This window comes from Vibrio sp. L85, assembly GCF_963871815.1.
In the GTDB taxonomy this organism is placed as follows: Bacteria; Pseudomonadota; Gammaproteobacteria; order Enterobacterales; family Vibrionaceae; genus Vibrio; species Vibrio harveyi.
In genome coordinates, this window is record NZ_CAWMYL010000020.1 from 197,599 (window position 1) to 214,013 (window position 16,415).

The 16,415-nt window shown below is 44.7% G+C and carries 19 protein-coding genes; 13 read left to right on the forward strand and 6 right to left on the reverse strand.

Annotation, left to right across the window (positions count from 1 at the left end; translation table 11 throughout):
* Nucleotides 1–75 precede the first annotated feature (75 nt).
* Nucleotides 76–1,170 (forward strand): NADH:flavin oxidoreductase, encoded by a 1,095-nt coding sequence (locus AACR11_RS04125; RefSeq protein ID WP_020197252.1) that lies wholly within the window; start codon nucleotides 76–78, stop codon nucleotides 1,168–1,170.
* Nucleotides 1,171–1,354: 184 nt separating this feature from the next.
* Nucleotides 1,355–1,894, forward strand: coding sequence for a phosphatase PAP2 family protein (locus AACR11_RS04130; protein WP_009701640.1), 540 nt, complete (start codon nucleotides 1,355–1,357; stop codon nucleotides 1,892–1,894).
* A gap of 70 nt (nucleotides 1,895–1,964) precedes the next feature.
* On the opposite strand, the gene AACR11_RS04135 is transcribed toward AACR11_RS04130, so the two are convergent.
* Nucleotides 1,965–3,329 (reverse strand): endonuclease/exonuclease/phosphatase family protein, encoded by a 1,365-nt coding sequence (locus tag AACR11_RS04135; protein WP_029789575.1) that lies wholly within the window; start codon nucleotides 3,327–3,329, stop codon nucleotides 1,965–1,967.
* Nucleotides 3,330–3,951: 622 nt separating this feature from the next.
* On the opposite strand from AACR11_RS04135, the gene AACR11_RS04140 reads away from it, so the two are divergent.
* Complete coding sequence (locus tag AACR11_RS04140) at nucleotides 3,952–4,266, forward strand: DMT family transporter (protein WP_005451619.1); 315 nt, start codon at nucleotides 3,952–3,954, stop codon at nucleotides 4,264–4,266.
* An 85-nt stretch (nucleotides 4,267–4,351) separates the two neighbouring features.
* Here AACR11_RS04140 and AACR11_RS04145 read toward each other — a convergent pair whose 3' ends face one another.
* Nucleotides 4,352–5,251, reverse strand: coding sequence for a DMT family transporter (locus AACR11_RS04145; RefSeq protein WP_029789577.1), 900 nt, complete (start codon nucleotides 5,249–5,251; stop codon nucleotides 4,352–4,354).
* Nucleotides 5,252–5,401: 150 nt separating this feature from the next.
* Between AACR11_RS04145 and AACR11_RS04150 the strand changes: the two genes are divergently transcribed.
* The 4 genes from AACR11_RS04150 (at nucleotide 5,402) to AACR11_RS04165 (ending at nucleotide 8,377) form a co-directional block, all read left to right on the forward strand.
* Nucleotides 5,402–5,854 carry an NUDIX hydrolase gene (locus AACR11_RS04150; RefSeq protein ID WP_005451621.1) on the forward strand — a complete coding sequence of 151 codons (453 nt, stop codon included), beginning with the start codon at nucleotides 5,402–5,404 and terminating at the stop codon, nucleotides 5,852–5,854.
* 13 nt (nucleotides 5,855–5,867) lie between these two features.
* On the forward strand, nucleotides 5,868–6,422 hold the full coding sequence (locus tag AACR11_RS04155) for a GNAT family N-acetyltransferase (RefSeq protein WP_029789579.1): 555 nt from the start codon (nucleotides 5,868–5,870) through the stop codon (nucleotides 6,420–6,422).
* Nucleotides 6,423–6,425: 3 nt separating this feature from the next.
* Nucleotides 6,426–6,836, forward strand: a complete 411-nt coding sequence (locus tag AACR11_RS04160; RefSeq protein WP_005451623.1) for a GNAT family N-acetyltransferase — start codon at nucleotides 6,426–6,428, stop codon at nucleotides 6,834–6,836.
* Nucleotides 6,837–6,964: 128 nt separating this feature from the next.
* Nucleotides 6,965–8,377, forward strand: a complete 1,413-nt coding sequence (locus AACR11_RS04165) for a coniferyl aldehyde dehydrogenase (RefSeq protein ID WP_029789580.1) — start codon at nucleotides 6,965–6,967, stop codon at nucleotides 8,375–8,377.
* 440 nt (nucleotides 8,378–8,817) lie between these two features.
* On the opposite strand, the gene AACR11_RS04170 is transcribed toward AACR11_RS04165, so the two are convergent.
* Complete coding sequence (locus AACR11_RS04170; protein ID WP_009696758.1) at nucleotides 8,818–10,578, reverse strand: ABC transporter ATP-binding protein/permease; 1,761 nt, start codon at nucleotides 10,576–10,578, stop codon at nucleotides 8,818–8,820.
* Between the two features lie 294 nt (nucleotides 10,579–10,872).
* Between AACR11_RS04170 and AACR11_RS04175 the strand changes: the two genes are divergently transcribed.
* On the forward strand, nucleotides 10,873–11,292 hold the full coding sequence (locus AACR11_RS04175; protein ID WP_029789393.1) for a PaaI family thioesterase: 420 nt from the start codon (nucleotides 10,873–10,875) through the stop codon (nucleotides 11,290–11,292).
* A gap of 2 nt (nucleotides 11,293–11,294) precedes the next feature.
* Here the strand turns inward: AACR11_RS04175 and AACR11_RS04180 are convergent, their stop codons facing one another.
* The gene (locus AACR11_RS04180; protein ID WP_029789392.1) at nucleotides 11,295–11,735 is read right to left on the reverse strand and encodes a YybH family protein; all 441 of its coding nucleotides are present in this window, start codon (nucleotides 11,733–11,735) and stop codon (nucleotides 11,295–11,297) included.
* 187 nt (nucleotides 11,736–11,922) lie between these two features.
* Here AACR11_RS04180 and AACR11_RS04185 point away from each other — a divergent pair, with 187 nt between their 5' ends.
* Together AACR11_RS04185 and AACR11_RS04190 are read left to right on the forward strand one after the other, a co-directional pair.
* A complete protein-coding gene (locus AACR11_RS04185) occupies nucleotides 11,923–12,261 on the forward strand; it encodes a winged helix-turn-helix transcriptional regulator (RefSeq protein WP_005451632.1) in 339 nt (112 codons plus the stop codon).
* Nucleotides 12,262–12,412: 151 nt separating this feature from the next.
* Entirely contained in the window at nucleotides 12,413–12,643 is a 231-nt protein-coding gene (locus tag AACR11_RS04190) for a hypothetical protein (RefSeq protein ID WP_029789390.1), read from the forward strand.
* An 84-nt stretch (nucleotides 12,644–12,727) separates the two neighbouring features.
* On the opposite strand, the gene AACR11_RS04195 is transcribed toward AACR11_RS04190, so the two are convergent.
* Nucleotides 12,728–13,342 (reverse strand): 3'-5' exonuclease, encoded by a 615-nt coding sequence (locus AACR11_RS04195; RefSeq protein WP_009696754.1) that lies wholly within the window; start codon nucleotides 13,340–13,342, stop codon nucleotides 12,728–12,730.
* Between the two features lie 175 nt (nucleotides 13,343–13,517).
* On the opposite strand from AACR11_RS04195, the gene AACR11_RS04200 reads away from it, so the two are divergent.
* Together AACR11_RS04200 and AACR11_RS04205 are read left to right on the forward strand one after the other, a co-directional pair.
* Complete coding sequence (locus tag AACR11_RS04200; protein WP_005451637.1) at nucleotides 13,518–14,000, forward strand: tetratricopeptide repeat protein; 483 nt, start codon at nucleotides 13,518–13,520, stop codon at nucleotides 13,998–14,000.
* A 149-nt stretch (nucleotides 14,001–14,149) separates the two neighbouring features.
* Nucleotides 14,150–14,410: a nicotinamide mononucleotide transporter gene (locus AACR11_RS04205; protein WP_009696752.1), complete on the forward strand. Its 261-nt coding sequence runs from the start codon at nucleotides 14,150–14,152 to the stop codon at nucleotides 14,408–14,410.
* 68 nt (nucleotides 14,411–14,478) lie between these two features.
* Here the strand turns inward: AACR11_RS04205 and AACR11_RS04210 are convergent, their stop codons facing one another.
* Complete coding sequence (locus AACR11_RS04210) at nucleotides 14,479–15,372, reverse strand: LysR family transcriptional regulator (protein WP_009696751.1); 894 nt, start codon at nucleotides 15,370–15,372, stop codon at nucleotides 14,479–14,481.
* A 109-nt stretch (nucleotides 15,373–15,481) separates the two neighbouring features.
* Between AACR11_RS04210 and accD the strand changes: the two genes are divergently transcribed.
* On the forward strand, nucleotides 15,482–16,351 hold the full coding sequence (accD, locus tag AACR11_RS04215) for an acetyl-CoA carboxylase, carboxyltransferase subunit beta (protein WP_029789389.1): 870 nt from the start codon (nucleotides 15,482–15,484) through the stop codon (nucleotides 16,349–16,351).
* Nucleotides 16,352–16,415 lie beyond the last annotated feature (64 nt).

Sequence of the window (16,415 nt, forward strand, 5' to 3'; positions counted from 1 at the left end):
TATCGCTGTTCCTTTTTCGTTCCTGCTCGGTAGTGATGTATAGAACTAAAAAGACAGATTTTAAGAGGACTGGACTTGAGCATTTTGTTTTCAGAAGCCCGCATTGGCAACATGACACTAAAGAACCGCTTTGTACGTAGTGCAACGTGGGAAAATATGGCGACAGAAGACGGTCACATGACCGAGAAGTTGTACGACATTTATGAAGAACTTGCCAAAGGTGAAGTGGGTCTGATTGTTACTGGTTACGCAAACATCGTAGAAGAAGAGAAGCCGAACGCAGGCATGATGGGGATCTACAACGACTCTTTCATCGATGAATACAAAAAGCTGACTGACCTTGTCCATGAGCACGACGCTAAGATCGTCATGCAGATCGCTTACGGCGGCACAAAAACAACATTCAACGTTGGCGAGCGTGTGATTTTTGCTCCAAGTGAAGTGCCAGAACGTGGCACCAAAACGGAAGGCAAAGCGATGACTCAGGATGAGATCGACTACATCGTTAAAGCATTTGCGCTAGCGAGCAAGCGTGCGCAAGATTCTGGCTTTGATGGTGTAGAAATCCACGCGGCGCACACGTACTTGATCAACCAGTTCTTAAGCCCATACTACAACCGTCGGGAAGACCAATACGGCGGTAGCCTTGAGAACCGCATGCGTTTCCTTATGGAGATCTATGCCGAAACACGCAAGCTAGTTGGTGACGATTTCCCGATTCTGGTGAAACTGACAGCAACGGAATTCTTCGATGGCGGTTTGACGTTCGATGAAACGCGCATTGTTTGTAAGAAGCTAGAAGAAGTGGGTGTGGATGCGATCATTGTATCGGGTAACATTCACGGTAACGCAAGCACCATGGTAGGTGAATCGTTCGACGGTTACACGCTACAAGAAGAAGGCTACTTCCATGAATACGGTCAAGTTATCAGCCAAGATGTGAACGTACCGGTAATTACCGTAGGTGGCTTAAACGACTTCTGTGCGATCGAAGACTTGGCTGAAAACACCAAGATTCAGTTCTTCGCGCTTTCTCGTCCGTTATTGGCTGAGCCACAATTGATCAAGCGCTGGAAAGACGGTAACCGCGCTGAAGTGGACTGCGAACGTTGCTCTAAGTGTCGCACCAAGCGTGGCAATTTCTGCGTGGTTTACAAGCGCAGAAAGTAAAACATCCGAAACGGGCAGTTTGTGTGTAACTGCCCGTTTTATGTCTCCGGTCACTCCCTTTAGTCCAGTCATTGATTCTCCTTTCACAAACAATTCACGCTTTAATTGTTACAGTTTGCAGTCGAACAATCGCGAGAGCTGTGATAGTTTTCGCTCGCACTTTTAAATCTAATTGGTTGTATTAATGAAGAAAATTGTACGTTTGGTTGGCGTAGTCTCCACTCTTTGTGCCCAATCTACTTATGCCATGAGTGAGAAAGATTGGGACGTGTTGACCGATATTGGCGCGTATGGCTTGGTCGCAACGGCGGCGGCTGTTCCGGTATACAAAGGGGACTGGGATGGCTTTTGGCAAGCTGGCTTTAGTATTGGTGCTGCGTCTGGTGTTGGCTTAATTGGTAAAACCACCATTGATGCTGAGCGTCCAGATAAAAGCGGCAACGACAGTTTTCCTTCTAACCATACGGCTAATGCTTTTGCTTCGGCTACTACTCTTTATTTGCGTTATGGTTGGGAAGCAGGTTTACCTGCATACGGTGTTGCCACATTAGTCGGCTATGGCAGAGTAGAGGCGAAGAAACACTATTGGCGAGATGTGTTAGCTGGTGCTGCATTGGGCACATTGAGTGCTTACGTGTTTACAGATGCTTATGATGAGAATGTTCAACTCGTGCCTTGGGTGACAAGTGAAGATGTCGGTGTTTCAGTTACTTACCGCTGGTAATTTGAGACCCGATAAAAAAGCCTCGGCATAAACCGAGGCTTTGTGTTACTAAATTCTAAAACGTTCGTGATTAGAACTGAGCTTTAATCCAGATCATGCGGTGGTCAGAAGAAACGTCCTTACCGCTCCCTTTCTCACCAATGCGAGGATCGTTAAATAGCTTACGACCTTCTTCATAAGATGCAGCCCAGTAAACGCCAGAATCCACAACGTTTAGGTTTGCTGATGGCATAGCGTAGTCAACACCTAGACCAAATGTTGAAGTAATGCGATTTGGAATTGGGTGAGTAGAACTGTCGTCCACTGCGTGTTCTGCTGCGCCAAAGCTTGTTGGGTAAAGCTCGCCATTCATCACGTCTTGGTTAACTAATGGATCATTGTGGAATGCTTGCATGATCTCACTAAAGCCATCACCATCCAATGGGTCAAGGTTTTGGTCGCCCATCATGACGAACTTCGCACCTTCTGCCAGACCGCCTTTCTTACCAGCATCATCGTAGAAGTAGTCTTTACCCTGTACGTAATGATGCCAGAACTCAACCTCTGCACCGTTTTGTACTTTGTTTTTACCTGTATCAAACACTGGTGGGGTCGGGTGTGACATAAGCAGGTGAACAACTTCATCGCCTTTTTCTGTTGGGATGATAATTGGTGCGTCTACGTGGTTTTTAGAAGACAGACGAATTTGCTCCCACTCTTCAGCAGTGTACCAATCGTCACCACAGTCCATGCCTTCAGGGAATTTGCTTGGGTCGTCGCATAGCGTGATGGTAGGGATCTTAGCGCCTTCCATATCATTCCATTTAAACTCTTGGAAAGTACGTGTGTTGTCTGTGTCGATTTTGTATTTAGACATTAAAGCGAACGCGTATTGACCGTGGTAGTTACCAAAGCCCCAAGCGTCACCAGGTAGTTTGCCTTTTACGCCATCGTTATCTAAGTCTAAGCCACTATTTAAGCCAGTATTTGTCGAGTAAGACTCCGCGTACGGGTACTCGATAGGCTCTAGGTCAGCTTTACCGCCTGCACCTTCAAGGCTTTGTGCGATAGAAAGGTAGTTTTTCTGGAAGCCCTCTAGCGCGGCTTTGTTTTCGCCAGTGCCATCGTTGTTGTATTCCGCCATCATCAGAACATCAGGACGGTTCTTCTGGATGATTGCCGCTACGTTACGGATCTGAATGACTTTCTCAGCCATTGCTTTGTCTTCCGCAGCAATTGATTTATCAAGGTACGCAGTAACGAGCTGAGTTTGTTTTGCTGGTTCAACTTGCATTTCTGCAACAAGAGCTTCGAAAGTATAGCGATCAAAAGAGAGGTTATAAGTGGCGATCTTTACTTCTTTAGGTTGAACATTCACATATTCAGTATCGTCATTGCATCCGGTAAGTAGGGTCGCACCAATGAGGAGAGCAAGAGGTGTTTTTATATATTTCATGGGTATGTCATACCTTATAATTGGATTCGCGCAAATACTAAAGTTATCAGTAGCTTTTGTAAGCGACATGAATCACACAAACGATTGCGAATTTGCATGCTTGTTCCGGTTTTGTGTGATTTGTGCAATAAATGCATCACTTTCAACAGCAGAAGTTTATATACAAGCTGTTAAATAAAGGTGTTTATACCCAAGTGACTTCAAGATGCGGGATTCAGAGCGTTGTCATTGATTCAAGGAAAACAACGCAGTGTAATAGTTAGCTCTTTCCAAGTTGTTTGACGCAGCAATCGGGTCAATGACACGCTCCCAAAGGGCGAGCTGCCTTGGCTTGTATACTTTGTTGCCGATTCTTGATTTAGAATGACTAGATCTTTAAATCGCCGCCGCGTCTACAAACCAAGTCATTCTCGCTGAACCCAACATCTCGAGGTTACTTGGGTATATTCTATTTAATTCAAATGAACTTATTTTTCCTATTAATCGGTTCGACGTTTGCGTGAAGTCACTTCAATGTTGTTGGTAAGCGCTTTTTATTTATAATGTGGATTCACAAGAAGTGAGGACGACCTCACCGCTCTTATCACTATCGGGGACGACCCCAATCATTTGGAATCTCTCAATGGCTTGGGCAATTCTATTTCTCGCGGGGCTATGCGAAGTGGCATGGGCGGTCGGTCTTAAATACTCGGAAGGCTTTAGTAAGCTTGCGCCGTCTGCCTTTACGGTCGGGTTTATGGTGTTAAGCTTTTGGTTACTTGGTATTGCACTTAGAACATTACCTCTAGGCATTGCCTACGGTGTTTGGGTCGGAATAGGGGCTATAGGAACTGCGATTGCCAGCATCTATTTATTTAATGAACCAGCCACGTTAATCAAGCTCATCAGCTTGCTGCTCATTGTTGCCGGTATTGCTGGCTTAAAGTTCGCCGCTTAATCTAGTTGAGCTGTCAAAAGAAAAGCCAGAGCCTTGCTCTGGCTTTTGTCGTTTGAAACAAAGGGGCTCCTTTATAAAGAGCTTATTATCGCTTCATAAATGGCAGTTTTAGGTGCTGTCCAAAGACATTAATCAAAGCGCCAGTCACGATGAGAGCTCCCCCCAGATATGTCCATGCCGCAGGCAGTTCTCCAAAGAAGAAGATACCCAACACAACAGAAAAAATGATCTGTACATATGAGTAAGCCGATGCTTTACCAGCTTCTTGTGTTTGCATTGCCTTCGTTAATCCCAGCTGTCCTATCTGAGTAAACACACCGACCAAAACAAGCATCATTGTTAGATACAAATCCGGCATGACGAATTGATCGCCAATCAAAAGAATCGATGCAGGCAGCGCCACTAATGGGAAGTAAAAGATGATGACAGAGCTGTCTTCTGTCTGGCTTAGCTTACGTACGATTACATACGCAATAGAGCTGCCAAATGCGCCTAAGATAGCAATCATCACACTGAACATTGGTAAGGCATGTTCGGCGTCTGGACCAGTTTCTGGTCGCACCATGACGTAGACCCCAAGTAAACAAAGGGCGATACAAATAAACGTCGAGAACTGGATACGTTCTTTAAGGAAGAAAACGGCGAGTAAGGCAGTAAATACAGGGTGGATATACTGGAAAATGGTCGCTTCAGCCAGGGGCAAAGTCGTAACGGAATAGTACACGCACATCAGAGCCATGGTTCCAACGGCACCGCGAGCAAAGAGCAAGGGCTTATTATTACCCCAAACGGATATACCTTTACGTTTTACATCGAGATAGCTGATCACTAACGAAACCAGCGCCCTAGCGGCTACGATTTCAAATACGGGAATGCCGTGTAAGCTAACGTGCTTGACCGTGGCAGACATCAGTGCAAAACCAAACGCGGACAGCACCATAAAGCGCACGCCAATGGGAATCATTGAGTTGAGTGAGTTAGGCATCTTACTGCTCGTTTATTGCGGGAGATCGCACTTTAGCACACTAAACTCACAAAAAGATCAGTGCGCTGGGATAAAGCCCGCGTTTCTTTTTGAACCGAGGTAGACTGTCTTGCTCAGAGTAAAAAACAATAATTTCTAAAGGAAAAGTGGATGATTCCTATTCAAGCAACGCATGTGTCCGGTGTGGTGATTTCTGAATTCGACGGCATAAAGAAAATGCTATTACTAGAACGAGTGAAAGGCGGCTATTGGTGTCATGTCGCTGGTGGTGTCGAAGAGGGGGAAACTGGCTGGCAAACGATCGTACGAGAGCTTAAGGAAGAAACACAGATTGAAGATGTAGAGCTTCATACTGCAGACTTTCTCGAACAGTTTTATGAAGCGCACAAGAATCGAATCATGGTTATTCCTTGTTTTGTATTATTCTGCAAACCAAATCAAACAGTAACGCTTAATCATGAACATACCGACTACCGTTGGTGCACGTTAGAAGAGGCAAAACAACTCGTACCATTTGCCAATCAACATCACCTGTACGAGCATGTATGGAAACACTATGTTGAAAGCGAACTGACGCCATTCACTTTGATTAAGCAAAGTTAACTACGGAATCACTATGTACCAAGGCTATGAACAACATCAGGCGCTACAAATTACTGAGCGTATTTCCATTGAGCCTTTACTGACTAAGCATGCTTCTACCTTGCTCTCTGTGGTTAATGAGAGTCGGGAGAGTTTATCTCAATATCTACCTTGGACAGACTGGGTCACTAACCGTAGAGAAGCGGTGGCGTATATTTCTCAACGGATTAATTCCAATGCTCTCGATGCTTATTGGTTTGCGATAAAACTAAATCAAGAGTTTGTCGGTGTGCTTGGTATCAAAGGCATCGAAACACAAAGCAAAGCGACCGAGATTGGATATTGGTTGGCGGAGAAAGGTCGGGGTCATCAAATAATTGATTTGGTCTTGATGAGTTTGGTGCCACTGATTCGAGAAAGAGGCAATGCCAAAGCGATCCAATTTCATTGCATGGAAGACAACATACCAAGCATCAAAATTGCAGAGCGCGCTGGTGCGACGCTAAAGGAATACATTGATCATGATTTTGAGATGCTCGACGCTAGTCAGCGTTTGGGCATTTATGAATTGCATTTGAGAGAGTCGTAACGCATGAACATCAGTATAGATAAAATCACTTGGCAAGATGCGATGCCAATTCGCCATCAAGTACTTTGGGCAAATAAACCCATCGAACATTGCAAAGTAGAGGGCGACGAGGAAGCGGAGCATTTTGGCGCATTCGTCGACAGCGTATTGGTGGGGGTGGCGTCGATATACCGAGATGACAATCAAGCTCGATTGCGCAAGTTTGCTATCTTGCCTGAGTATCAAGGGTTGGGTATTGGTTCATCCATGATTCGATATGTGTTAGAAAGTCTTAAGTTCTCACCTGTTGAATATTTCTGGTGCGATGCGAGAGAATCCGCACTGGCTTTTTACGAAAAATTTGGGATGAACGTTGAAGGCGAACGCTTCTACAAATCTGACGTCTCTTACTACAAGATGAAACTTGCGCTTTAACCGAAACAAATCTGAGTTTGAACTCTAACTTCCTTATTGCGTTAATAGTCAGGATGTTGCCCTTATGTTAACTTTAAATCATACATAAGTGCGACATTGCCCTAGATTGGGTGCACAAGGAGAAAATCATGAATGCGATCGTCGACGTCGAAGTTGGTCAACTGCTGCAACAAAAATTGGATAAGCTCAAAGCTGCATACAATGCCGAACCTTATCCGGGTTTAGAGGCAAGAAAGCAAAAGCTTAACCTTCTTAAGAAGACTATTTTGAATAACCAGCAAGCGCTGGTGGAAGCCTTAAGTGAGGACTTTGGTTACCGCTCAGAATTTGATACAGCAATGACGGACGTATTGCCGACGGTTGCCCAAATCAATTACACCTTAAAACGCCTCAACAAGTGGTGTAAGCCAAGTCGCCGTCATTCTGGTCTGTTACTTGCCCCGTCTAAAGTCACCGTTGAATATCAACCTGTTGGTGTAGTGGGTATCATCTCGCCTTGGAACTTCCCAGTAATCCTCAGCTTATCGCCATTAGTCACCGCGCTTGCGGCAGGTAACCGAGTGATGATGAAACTCAGCGAATTTACACCGATGACCAACAAGGTGATTTCTGAGATTTGTCGAGCATTGCCTGAAGATGTCGAGGTGGTTGAGGGTGAAGCCGAAGTGGCTCAAGCGTTCAGCAAATTATCGTTCGATCACCTACTGTTTACTGGCTCTACTAATGTTGGTCGCGCGGTTGCTCGTGCTGCAGCGGAGAATTTAACCCCAATTACCTTGGAGCTTGGTGGTAAGTCTCCAGTTATCGTGGCAGATGATGCTAACTTGAACAAAGCAGTTGATGCGATTTTGTTCGGTAAATGCATCAATGCCGGACAAATTTGTGTTGCGCCAGATTATGCCTTTGTACCAGAGGGAAGGGTTAACGAGTTCGTCGCGCTCTTCTTACAACGCTTTGAAGCGCTGTACCTCAAAGGTCAAGAAGAACAAGGTTTTACTCATATCATCAATCAGCGTCAGTACGACCGATTAAAGGCGGTATTGGAAGATGCCAAAGCCAAGGGCGCGGAGTTACATACCGTGCCTGAAACGAGAGCAGAAGGTCGACGATTATATCCGCACTTAGTCACCAATGTTTCGGAAGAGATGACCATTATGCAGGAAGAGATCTTTGGTCCTCTTATGCCAATCAAGCCTTACCGTGATATCCAAGAGGTCATCAGCTACATCAACCAGAATCAACGCCCACTTGCGCTCTACATCATGTCAGAAGATAAGAGCATTATTGAGCGAATTATCCGTAACACTCACAGTGGCGGGGTCGGAGTGAACGACACGATTTTGCACGTTGGCGCGGAAGACGCACCATTTGGTGGTATTGGTGAATCTGGTATCGGTCACTACCATGGCGAGGAAGGGTTTAGAACCTTTAGTCACGCCAAAACCATCCTGAGTACACCAACGTGGCTACCTCGTGTAGGCATGTTGCTGGAACGTCGTGGCATGGCGATCAAAGCATTGCAAAAGTTCTTTATGCGTTAACGCTATTGATATTGGAACTTCAAGAAAAACATTCTGCGGCAGAGCCGGAGGTCTATGACTGACTCATATTAGCTGCTGGGCAAACAAATAAGCGCACCTTAACATATCGTCGTGGTGCGCTTTTTCATATTTATACCCAAGTAACCTCGAGATGCTAGGTTCAGCGAGACTGACTTGGTTTGTAGACGCGGCGGCGATTTAAAGGTTTAGTGGGTCTAAATCAAGAATCGGCAACAAAGTATACAAGCCAAGGCAGCTCGCCCTTTGGGAGCGTGTCATTGACCCGATTGCTGCGTCAAACAACTTGGAAAGAGCTGGCTATTACACTGCGTTGTTTTCCTTACTCTCGAATCAATGACAACGCTCTGAATCCTGCATCTTGAAGTCACTTGGGCATAGTTTCTTTGTTTCGTTAACATCGCTAGCGTTAAACGCCGTCGCTATTCTAGATGTTTAAACTGCAACGCGACCAATCGTTGATACAGTTCACAGCTTTGCATCAATGATTGATGATTACCGATATCAATCAGTTCGCCACCGTCGAGTACTGCAATTTTATCTGCGTGCTGAATTGTCGATAAGCGGTGTGCGATGATCAACGTAGTGCGGTCTTTCATCAAGGCTTCAAGCGCTTGTTGAACATGATGTTCACTCTCACTGTCCAGTGCGCTGGTGGCTTCATCAAGCAGCAGAATTTTCGGATCTTTTAGAATTGCACGAGCAATGGCAATTCGCTGTTTTTGACCGCCAGATAGCCTTACGCCACGCTCACCTAAAAAACTATGATAGCCGTCAGGTAGCTTTTCGATAAATTCATGAGCATGGGCTTTCTTTGCTGCTTCAATCACTTGTTCGTCTGTGGCTTCCGGATTACCGTAGCGAATATTGTGGAATACATCATGGCTAAACAATGCGGGTTGCTGTGGGACTAATGCCATTTGGCGGCGAAGATCGTTAGGATCGAACTGTCGAATATCTTCACCTCCAAACAATACATGTCCTTGCTGCGGGTCGTAAAATCGTTGTAGCAGCTCAAACAACGTTGTTTTACCGGCACCAGAAGGACCAACCAAGGCTAACACTTTCCCTTGTTCTGCTTTGAGATTTAATCCTTTAATAGCTGGCTGATCGGGGCGAGAAGGGTAGTTGAAGTTCACTGAGTCAAACGTGACTTCTGCAGGCATGCGGTCGGTAATAGTAAGGTGATGGCTTGGTGCACTGATATCACTCTCAACTTGCAGGATCTCAATCAATCGTTCGGTTGCACCAGCGGCTCGTTGCAATTCTCCCATCACTTCAGAAATAGTGGCAGTAGAGGATGCAACCATGATGGCATAGAACACAAACGCAGCTAAATCACCAGCCGACATCTTGCCATGAATAACGTCACTGCCACCTACCCAAAGCATGCCTGCAATAGCGCTGAAAACAATCACAATAACGCCGGAGATCAAGATTGCGCGCTGTTTGACGCGTTGTCTGCCTACCTCGTAGGCTTTTTCTACTTCGACAGCAAACGCTGCGCGTTCATGCTGCTCTGAGCTAAAGCTTTGCACCGTTTTAATGTGTTCTATCGCTTCGCCAGCGTAGCTGCCCACATCCGCCATTGTGTCTTGGCTTTGACGCGATAAAGCACGAACGCGCCGACCATAAACTAATATCGGCACCAAGACAAAAGGCACAGACGCCAAAACTATCAAGGTGAGCTTAACGTTAGTAGCGAACAACATAATGATCGCACCAAAGCACATCAATGCACTGCGCATCGCCATGGAAAACGACGAACCAATAATGCTCTGAAGTAGAGTCGTATCAGTCGTGAGGCGAGACATAATGTCGCCGCTGCTGTTGGTCTCAAAATAGCTCGGATGCAGGGTAATCACATGATTAAACACCGCAAGGCGAATATCTGCGCTGACGCGTTCTCCAACCGAAGAAACCAGGTAGAAGCGGAAGAACGTCCCAACGGCAATACATAAAGTGACGGCAACAATAAACTGAATTGCGTTGGTTAGCTCTTGTAATGATTGCTGAGCAAAGCCTTGGTCAATCAAGATACGTACGCCATAACCGACGGACAACGTTAGGCTTGCTGTCGCGACAAGTGCGACTAGGGCAGCAGCGACACGCCATTTATAAGGCGAAATAAAGGTGTTGAGTTTAAGAAGAATACCAAGGTTTTTATTATTTTTACTGCTCATGAGTAGCTCACAAAGCTTTATAGGTACTTGGCATAGTAAGCGACTTTTTGAGACGTGACCAGTGGCGCGTCCGATTCGAGTCACGGTTCATTCGTTAGAAAGAACACAGTCTCATGGAACCTAATTTCTCACTATTTGTTATTGGCATATGCTAATAATGAGGGCTACAGTTCATATCCCATTACCAATGAATAAGCGCCTCTCGCCTTTGAATGTTGAGTTAGATGCATGATTCGTGAACGCTCTTATTAAAGCAGCTTAAGTTCAGAGACGTCTCAGATACAGAAGGATTTTATGTCACACCACAACCCCAAAAACCACCAGCAGTGTGCAGTGTGTTGCCAGCCATTTTTCAACGCCAACGATACTGTTCAGTTTTCCCAGATGCCGAATGGCGGCGTGCAGTGCGAAATCGTACCAACAGAGAAAGTTCAGGGATATCAAGGTGTCATGCAAGGCGGAGCAATCTGCGCTTTGCATGACACGGCTATGACCCACTGCCTTTTTGCTCAAGAGATATGTGCGATGACAGCAAAGCTCGAGGTTCGCTTTATCAAACCGGTTCCCCTTAATGCCATCATTCGCGTTGAGGCGCATTGCGTAAAGAGCAAACGAGGAATGTTTCTACTGCAAAGCGAAATCTATGTGGGGGAACAATGTTACTCAAAAGCAGAAGCGAAGTTCATGCAGCATGTTGTCGACGCCGAATATTGACCTCAAAAGCCATTGGGATTATCGATAACATAAACCCAACCTCCATCTGCATAATGCATGACTTCCAATGCCGTTCCTTGTATCGCGTTTTTTGTCTGAGTTGCACCTTGCGAAGTGTTCATTATTTCCCAATCTGAACGCACCATGGCAATGTCATCATTAATGTGGATGGAAATGCGCTTTGTATGCATGGTGACATCGCCTTTCATAAAACCTTCCAATACGCGTTTGATCGCTTCTTGCCCTTTGGCTTGATTGCCTTCTTTATCTAAAATAAATACCGCATCTTGATGGAAAAGTGTTCCTAATCCCTCCAAATCTTTATCCGCAAAGTATTGACCAAATAATGCGTGTAACTCTGATGGTGTTTGTGGCTTCGGATAGAGCGTCTCCGCATGTAAACCAAGTGAGACAAAAGAAATAAACAGAAAAATATATCGCATAACGTAATCCTCTAATTATTGGCTCAGGCAGCTTTCGCCCCTTTGCCTAATTGCCAATTCAAGATAGAACGGTCAGTTCCGAATTAAAATTAGCTTCCTAAAAGTAACTAGTTACTCTCAGGTAACTAATGGTCTGAGGTGTAGTGTTTGATTACACTGGCGGTAAAAAACGGATTAGGGAAGGGCGATGTCGTCAAAAGTAAATCATCAAGTACAGCCTGTTGGCTATTGCAGCGTGGATAAATACTTAACATTGATATCGACTAAGTGGACCGCTCACATCGTTTGGTTGCTCGGGCAACAAGAAGAGATGCGATTCGGTCAAATTCGCAAGCAATTGGCGCTGGTTTCAAGCAAGGTGCTCACCGAACGCTTGAAGTTACTGTGCGAATATGGGTTTGTTTGGCGAAAACAAGAAGACACTATCCCTGTGACTGTGAATTACGGTTTAACCCCAAAAGGCAGAGAGTTTGCTAGTGTTGTCGACATCATAGTCCAAAAAGTTGATGACTGGGATGCCGAGTAGGTTACGTATCTAACCCCTTAGAACCCTTATGTAGAAACTAATAGATATGTTGATTGCATCTGATTGTGGAATGAGACTGAGAATTAACATATACCTGTATTACCGACCTTAAAAAAGAGTCACAATCATTACGGTTTTGACGGGTTGATTTATGAAATTTAATACATCTATTGACGATAATTTTGCTTCTTTCTACGACAGAGAGAACGACAACTATGTCTTTGTCGAAAGTACTGATAATGAAAACTTTGATGTAACAATAGGTACGGCAAGCGGCGCGACTTTGATAGGTACTGTATCTGCAAAAAATGATGAGGGGCTGAATGCTAAGCTCGAAGCTCTGTATCAAGGTTTTATGAAGAAAAACGAGCGTGACTCTTAACGATTAGGTATTTCTAATCATAAACAACCATAGATTATTTACCTTTACTATGATGCTTGAGAACAAACATCATAGTCGCGAGATCTAAGCACGGTTTTTCGCGAGTAGCAGATCGACTTTCCCTTTCGCTGTTTTACTCACGGTTTGCATAAACTTAAAGCTTGGATTGTGAATGCCGGATTGCTCCAAGCCCTCGACCATTTCAATCCAGAGTTTTGCTGTCATCTGTGCATCGGCTAACGCTCGGTGAAAAACGCCGTCATTATCGATGTTTTTGAAGCGAACTAGTTCTCCGAGTTTATGAGAAGGAGCATCTTGAATTAAACGTCTTGCCACTAGCAATGAGCATGCAAACTCGCCTGAGTAACCACAGTTGATTCGTTCAAGCTCCGCATCGAGGAAGCGCTTATCAAAAGATGCGTTGTGGGCGATAAGGTTTTCACCGGCAATGAACTCGCTGAATGATGCCATCACTTCATCGCAGCTTGGTGCGGTGCGTAACATGTTATTGGTAATGCCAGTGTAGCCCTCGATGAAAGAACTGACTCTAAAGCCTGGGTTCATCAGTTGCTGAAAACTATCGACAACCTCACCGTCGACTAATTTTACTGCACCGATTTCAATGGCGCGGTCACCCATATTCGGAGAGAGACCAGTGGTTTCAAAGTCGAGTACGACAACAGAGTTAGCTTGGGGCATGAAAGTTTTCCAACTGAACGATAAGGGGCAAGAGTATCAACGAAACGGATACAAAAAGAAAGGTTATGATGGGTAGACTGTGTGAGTTAGGTTATTTACTATTCTTGATTCATTCCAACAAAGACATTGCGATTGCGCGCTCTTTAAACGAGCGCTTTTAGCTTCGAGGGAAATTATGGAAACGATCATCAAACAAGCAATTGAGCTGCGAAAAGAAGCTAAGTATCAAGCGTCGAGAGCGTTACTTACAACACTACTAGACGATGAACATTTTGCCGCAAAAGCGCACTTACAAATCGCTTGGTCGTACGACAATGAAGGCAAAGAGCAAGAAGCAATCGGTCATTACTTGTCTGCACTTTCAGGAACACTCTCTTCGGTAGAAAGATTTGATGCGTTGTTCGGCTTAGCGAGTACCTACCGAAGCCTTGGCGAGTATTCAGAAGCATTAAGCTATTTTGAACAAACGTTGGATGAATACCCTAATGCGATCGAAGTTCAGCCTTTTTATGCAATGTGTCTTTACAATGTGGGTCGACATAAAGAAGCCACATCATTGTTACTCGAACTCTTAGTGTCCACCACCAACAGCGATGCAATTAAAGAGTATCAGCGAGCCATTTCTTTGTACGCTCGAGATCTCGATAAAACTTGGTAGCTTTTGGTTTTAGTAATCATCAAATATTCAAAAAAGATTCACTACGCGCGGCATTTACGCTGTGTTGTTTTTATCATTAAAGTGGTGTGTTAAAGCTTCATTAAGGCGCTTGCTCACCGCTTTAAAGTGTTACATCCATGGAGAGGACAATGGAATACTTTCAGTACTATGGGATCGACTGGGTTGCGATGGTACTTACGTTTCTTGCCATTTGGCAAATCGGAAACAAGAACAAAATTGGTTTCATCTTAATGATGTGCGGAAACACCAGTTGGGTTGCAGTCGGGTATCTCACAGGCAGCGTGGCAATGATAATCGCCAATATCATCTTCTTCTCTATGAACCTACGAGCCATCATCAAGTGGTCTCAACCTGACGACGAATCAAAAGTGACGCCAGTTGAGCAATAAGCGGTAAATTGAACAAGTGCAGGAGAGGGGACGGGTTTATTTAGTGTTCTTGTTATGTATTGAGTGTTTCAAATGCTCGACAAACGTTTCAAATGCTCAATAAACATCGGGATCTTCTTCGCTACGTGCTTTCTGGAAGCGTAAAAGGCGTATAACACCAAATCTTCTGGCTTGTATTCAAGTTCAACGACTTCCAGTACTCCGGATTGTACGTCTTCATAGCAGAACGCTTCGGGAAGAATAGCAAAGCCAAATCCTGCTAACGCGCCGACTTTAGCAAGTTGCCCACTATTAACCTTAAATGCAGATTGTACTCGTTGAGTTATCTGCTCTCCTTCTGAGTTTTTGAAAACCCAAGGCGTTCCTTTCAATGCCGTAAAACTGCTAATACAAGGAAGGTGTTTTAAATCGTTAATTTTGTAAGGTTTTTGGCATGTTTGCAGTAGGATAGGTGAGGCGACAACAACGCTAGACCAGCGCTTAATCTCTTTGGCAATCCAATTGCTGTCTTCAAGTTTTCCACGATGAAAACTCAAGATAACATCAAACCCATCAAGCAAATCCTCTTTAGGGCTTAGGTTGGTCTCGCAACTCAATGAAATCGCAGGGTGTTGAGAACAGAAAGAGACAACCGCTCGCGCCAACTCCGGTGAATCTGGCATTAAAACGTTAAGTTGTCCCGTGACTTGATGTGAGTATTGCATGACTTCTTCGAGCGCGTCATTCAGTTTGTCCAAAAGAGGTTGCGTGCGTATGTAGAGGTGCTCTCCGGCATCTGTAGCGCATATTCTTCGGGTTGTTCTATCAAACAATCGCACATCAAGTTGTTCTTCTAGTAAAGCAATATGGCGGCTGACGTTTGAAGTCGGCAGGGATAAAAACTCGGCGGCTCTCTTAAAGCTATTGTTTTCATAGACACAATGGAAGCTCTTTAGCCATTGCTGATCAATTCTCTCAAGCATTTTGGTTTATCCCATATTATTGGATTATAAAGCCCGTAAAGTGCACTTTATTACTTGAAACAGGTTTATACAATGCTCGATAACGTTATTTCTAAGTTGAAGGATCCTAATGAGTTGGCTAGAAAAGCTATTAGATAAAAAGAGCATCATCAGTACGCGCAAAGCATCCATCCCAGAGGGGGTATGGACCAAGTGTCATTCTTGCGAACAAGTTTTGTATCGGCTCGCCCTTAAGGAGAACCTAGACGTTTGCCCAAAATGCCAACATCATATGCGGATGTCAGCGCGGCATCGTTTGGATAGCTTTTTGGATAAAGGGGAGCGGATAGAAATTGGCAGTGAGTATGAGCCAACAGATATGCTCAATTTTAAGGATAAAAAGCGCTACAAAGAACGTATCGCACTTGCTCAAAAGAATACTGGAGAGAAAGATGCATTAGTTGCAATGAAAGGCGAGCTACTAGGTTTACCCATTGTCACCTGTGCATTCGAGTTTTCATTCATGGCAGGTTCAATGGGGTCGGTCGTAGGGGCTCGTTTTGTTGATGCCGTCGATACAGCAATAGAAGATAATTGTGCATTAGTTTGTTTTTCAGCTTGTGGTGGCGCTCGTATGCAAGAGTCCTTAATGTCGTTAATGCAGATGGCAAAAACCAGTGCAGCCTTAGCGCGTTTGTCTGATGCACGCTTGCCCTATATCTCGGTATTGACCGATCAAACGTTCGGCGGCGTCTCTGCAAGTTTAGCTATGCTGGGGGACATCAACATTGGTGAACCTGCAGCCAGAATCGGGTTCGCAGGACGTCGTGTGATTGAACAAACCGTGCGAGAAAAGCTACCGGATGGCTTTCAACAAAGTGAGTTTCTACTTGAGCATGGCGCTCTTGATATGATCGTACAAAGGCGGGATATGCGAGAACGAGTAGGTGGGCTAATAGCAAAGTTGACCAATACAAGTATCCAGATAGATGCAGGGTAACTTTGTCTTGTTGACATATAAGCTTGCTGCTTTGTCACGGTTTTTTTACTGGGAAACAAGGAAG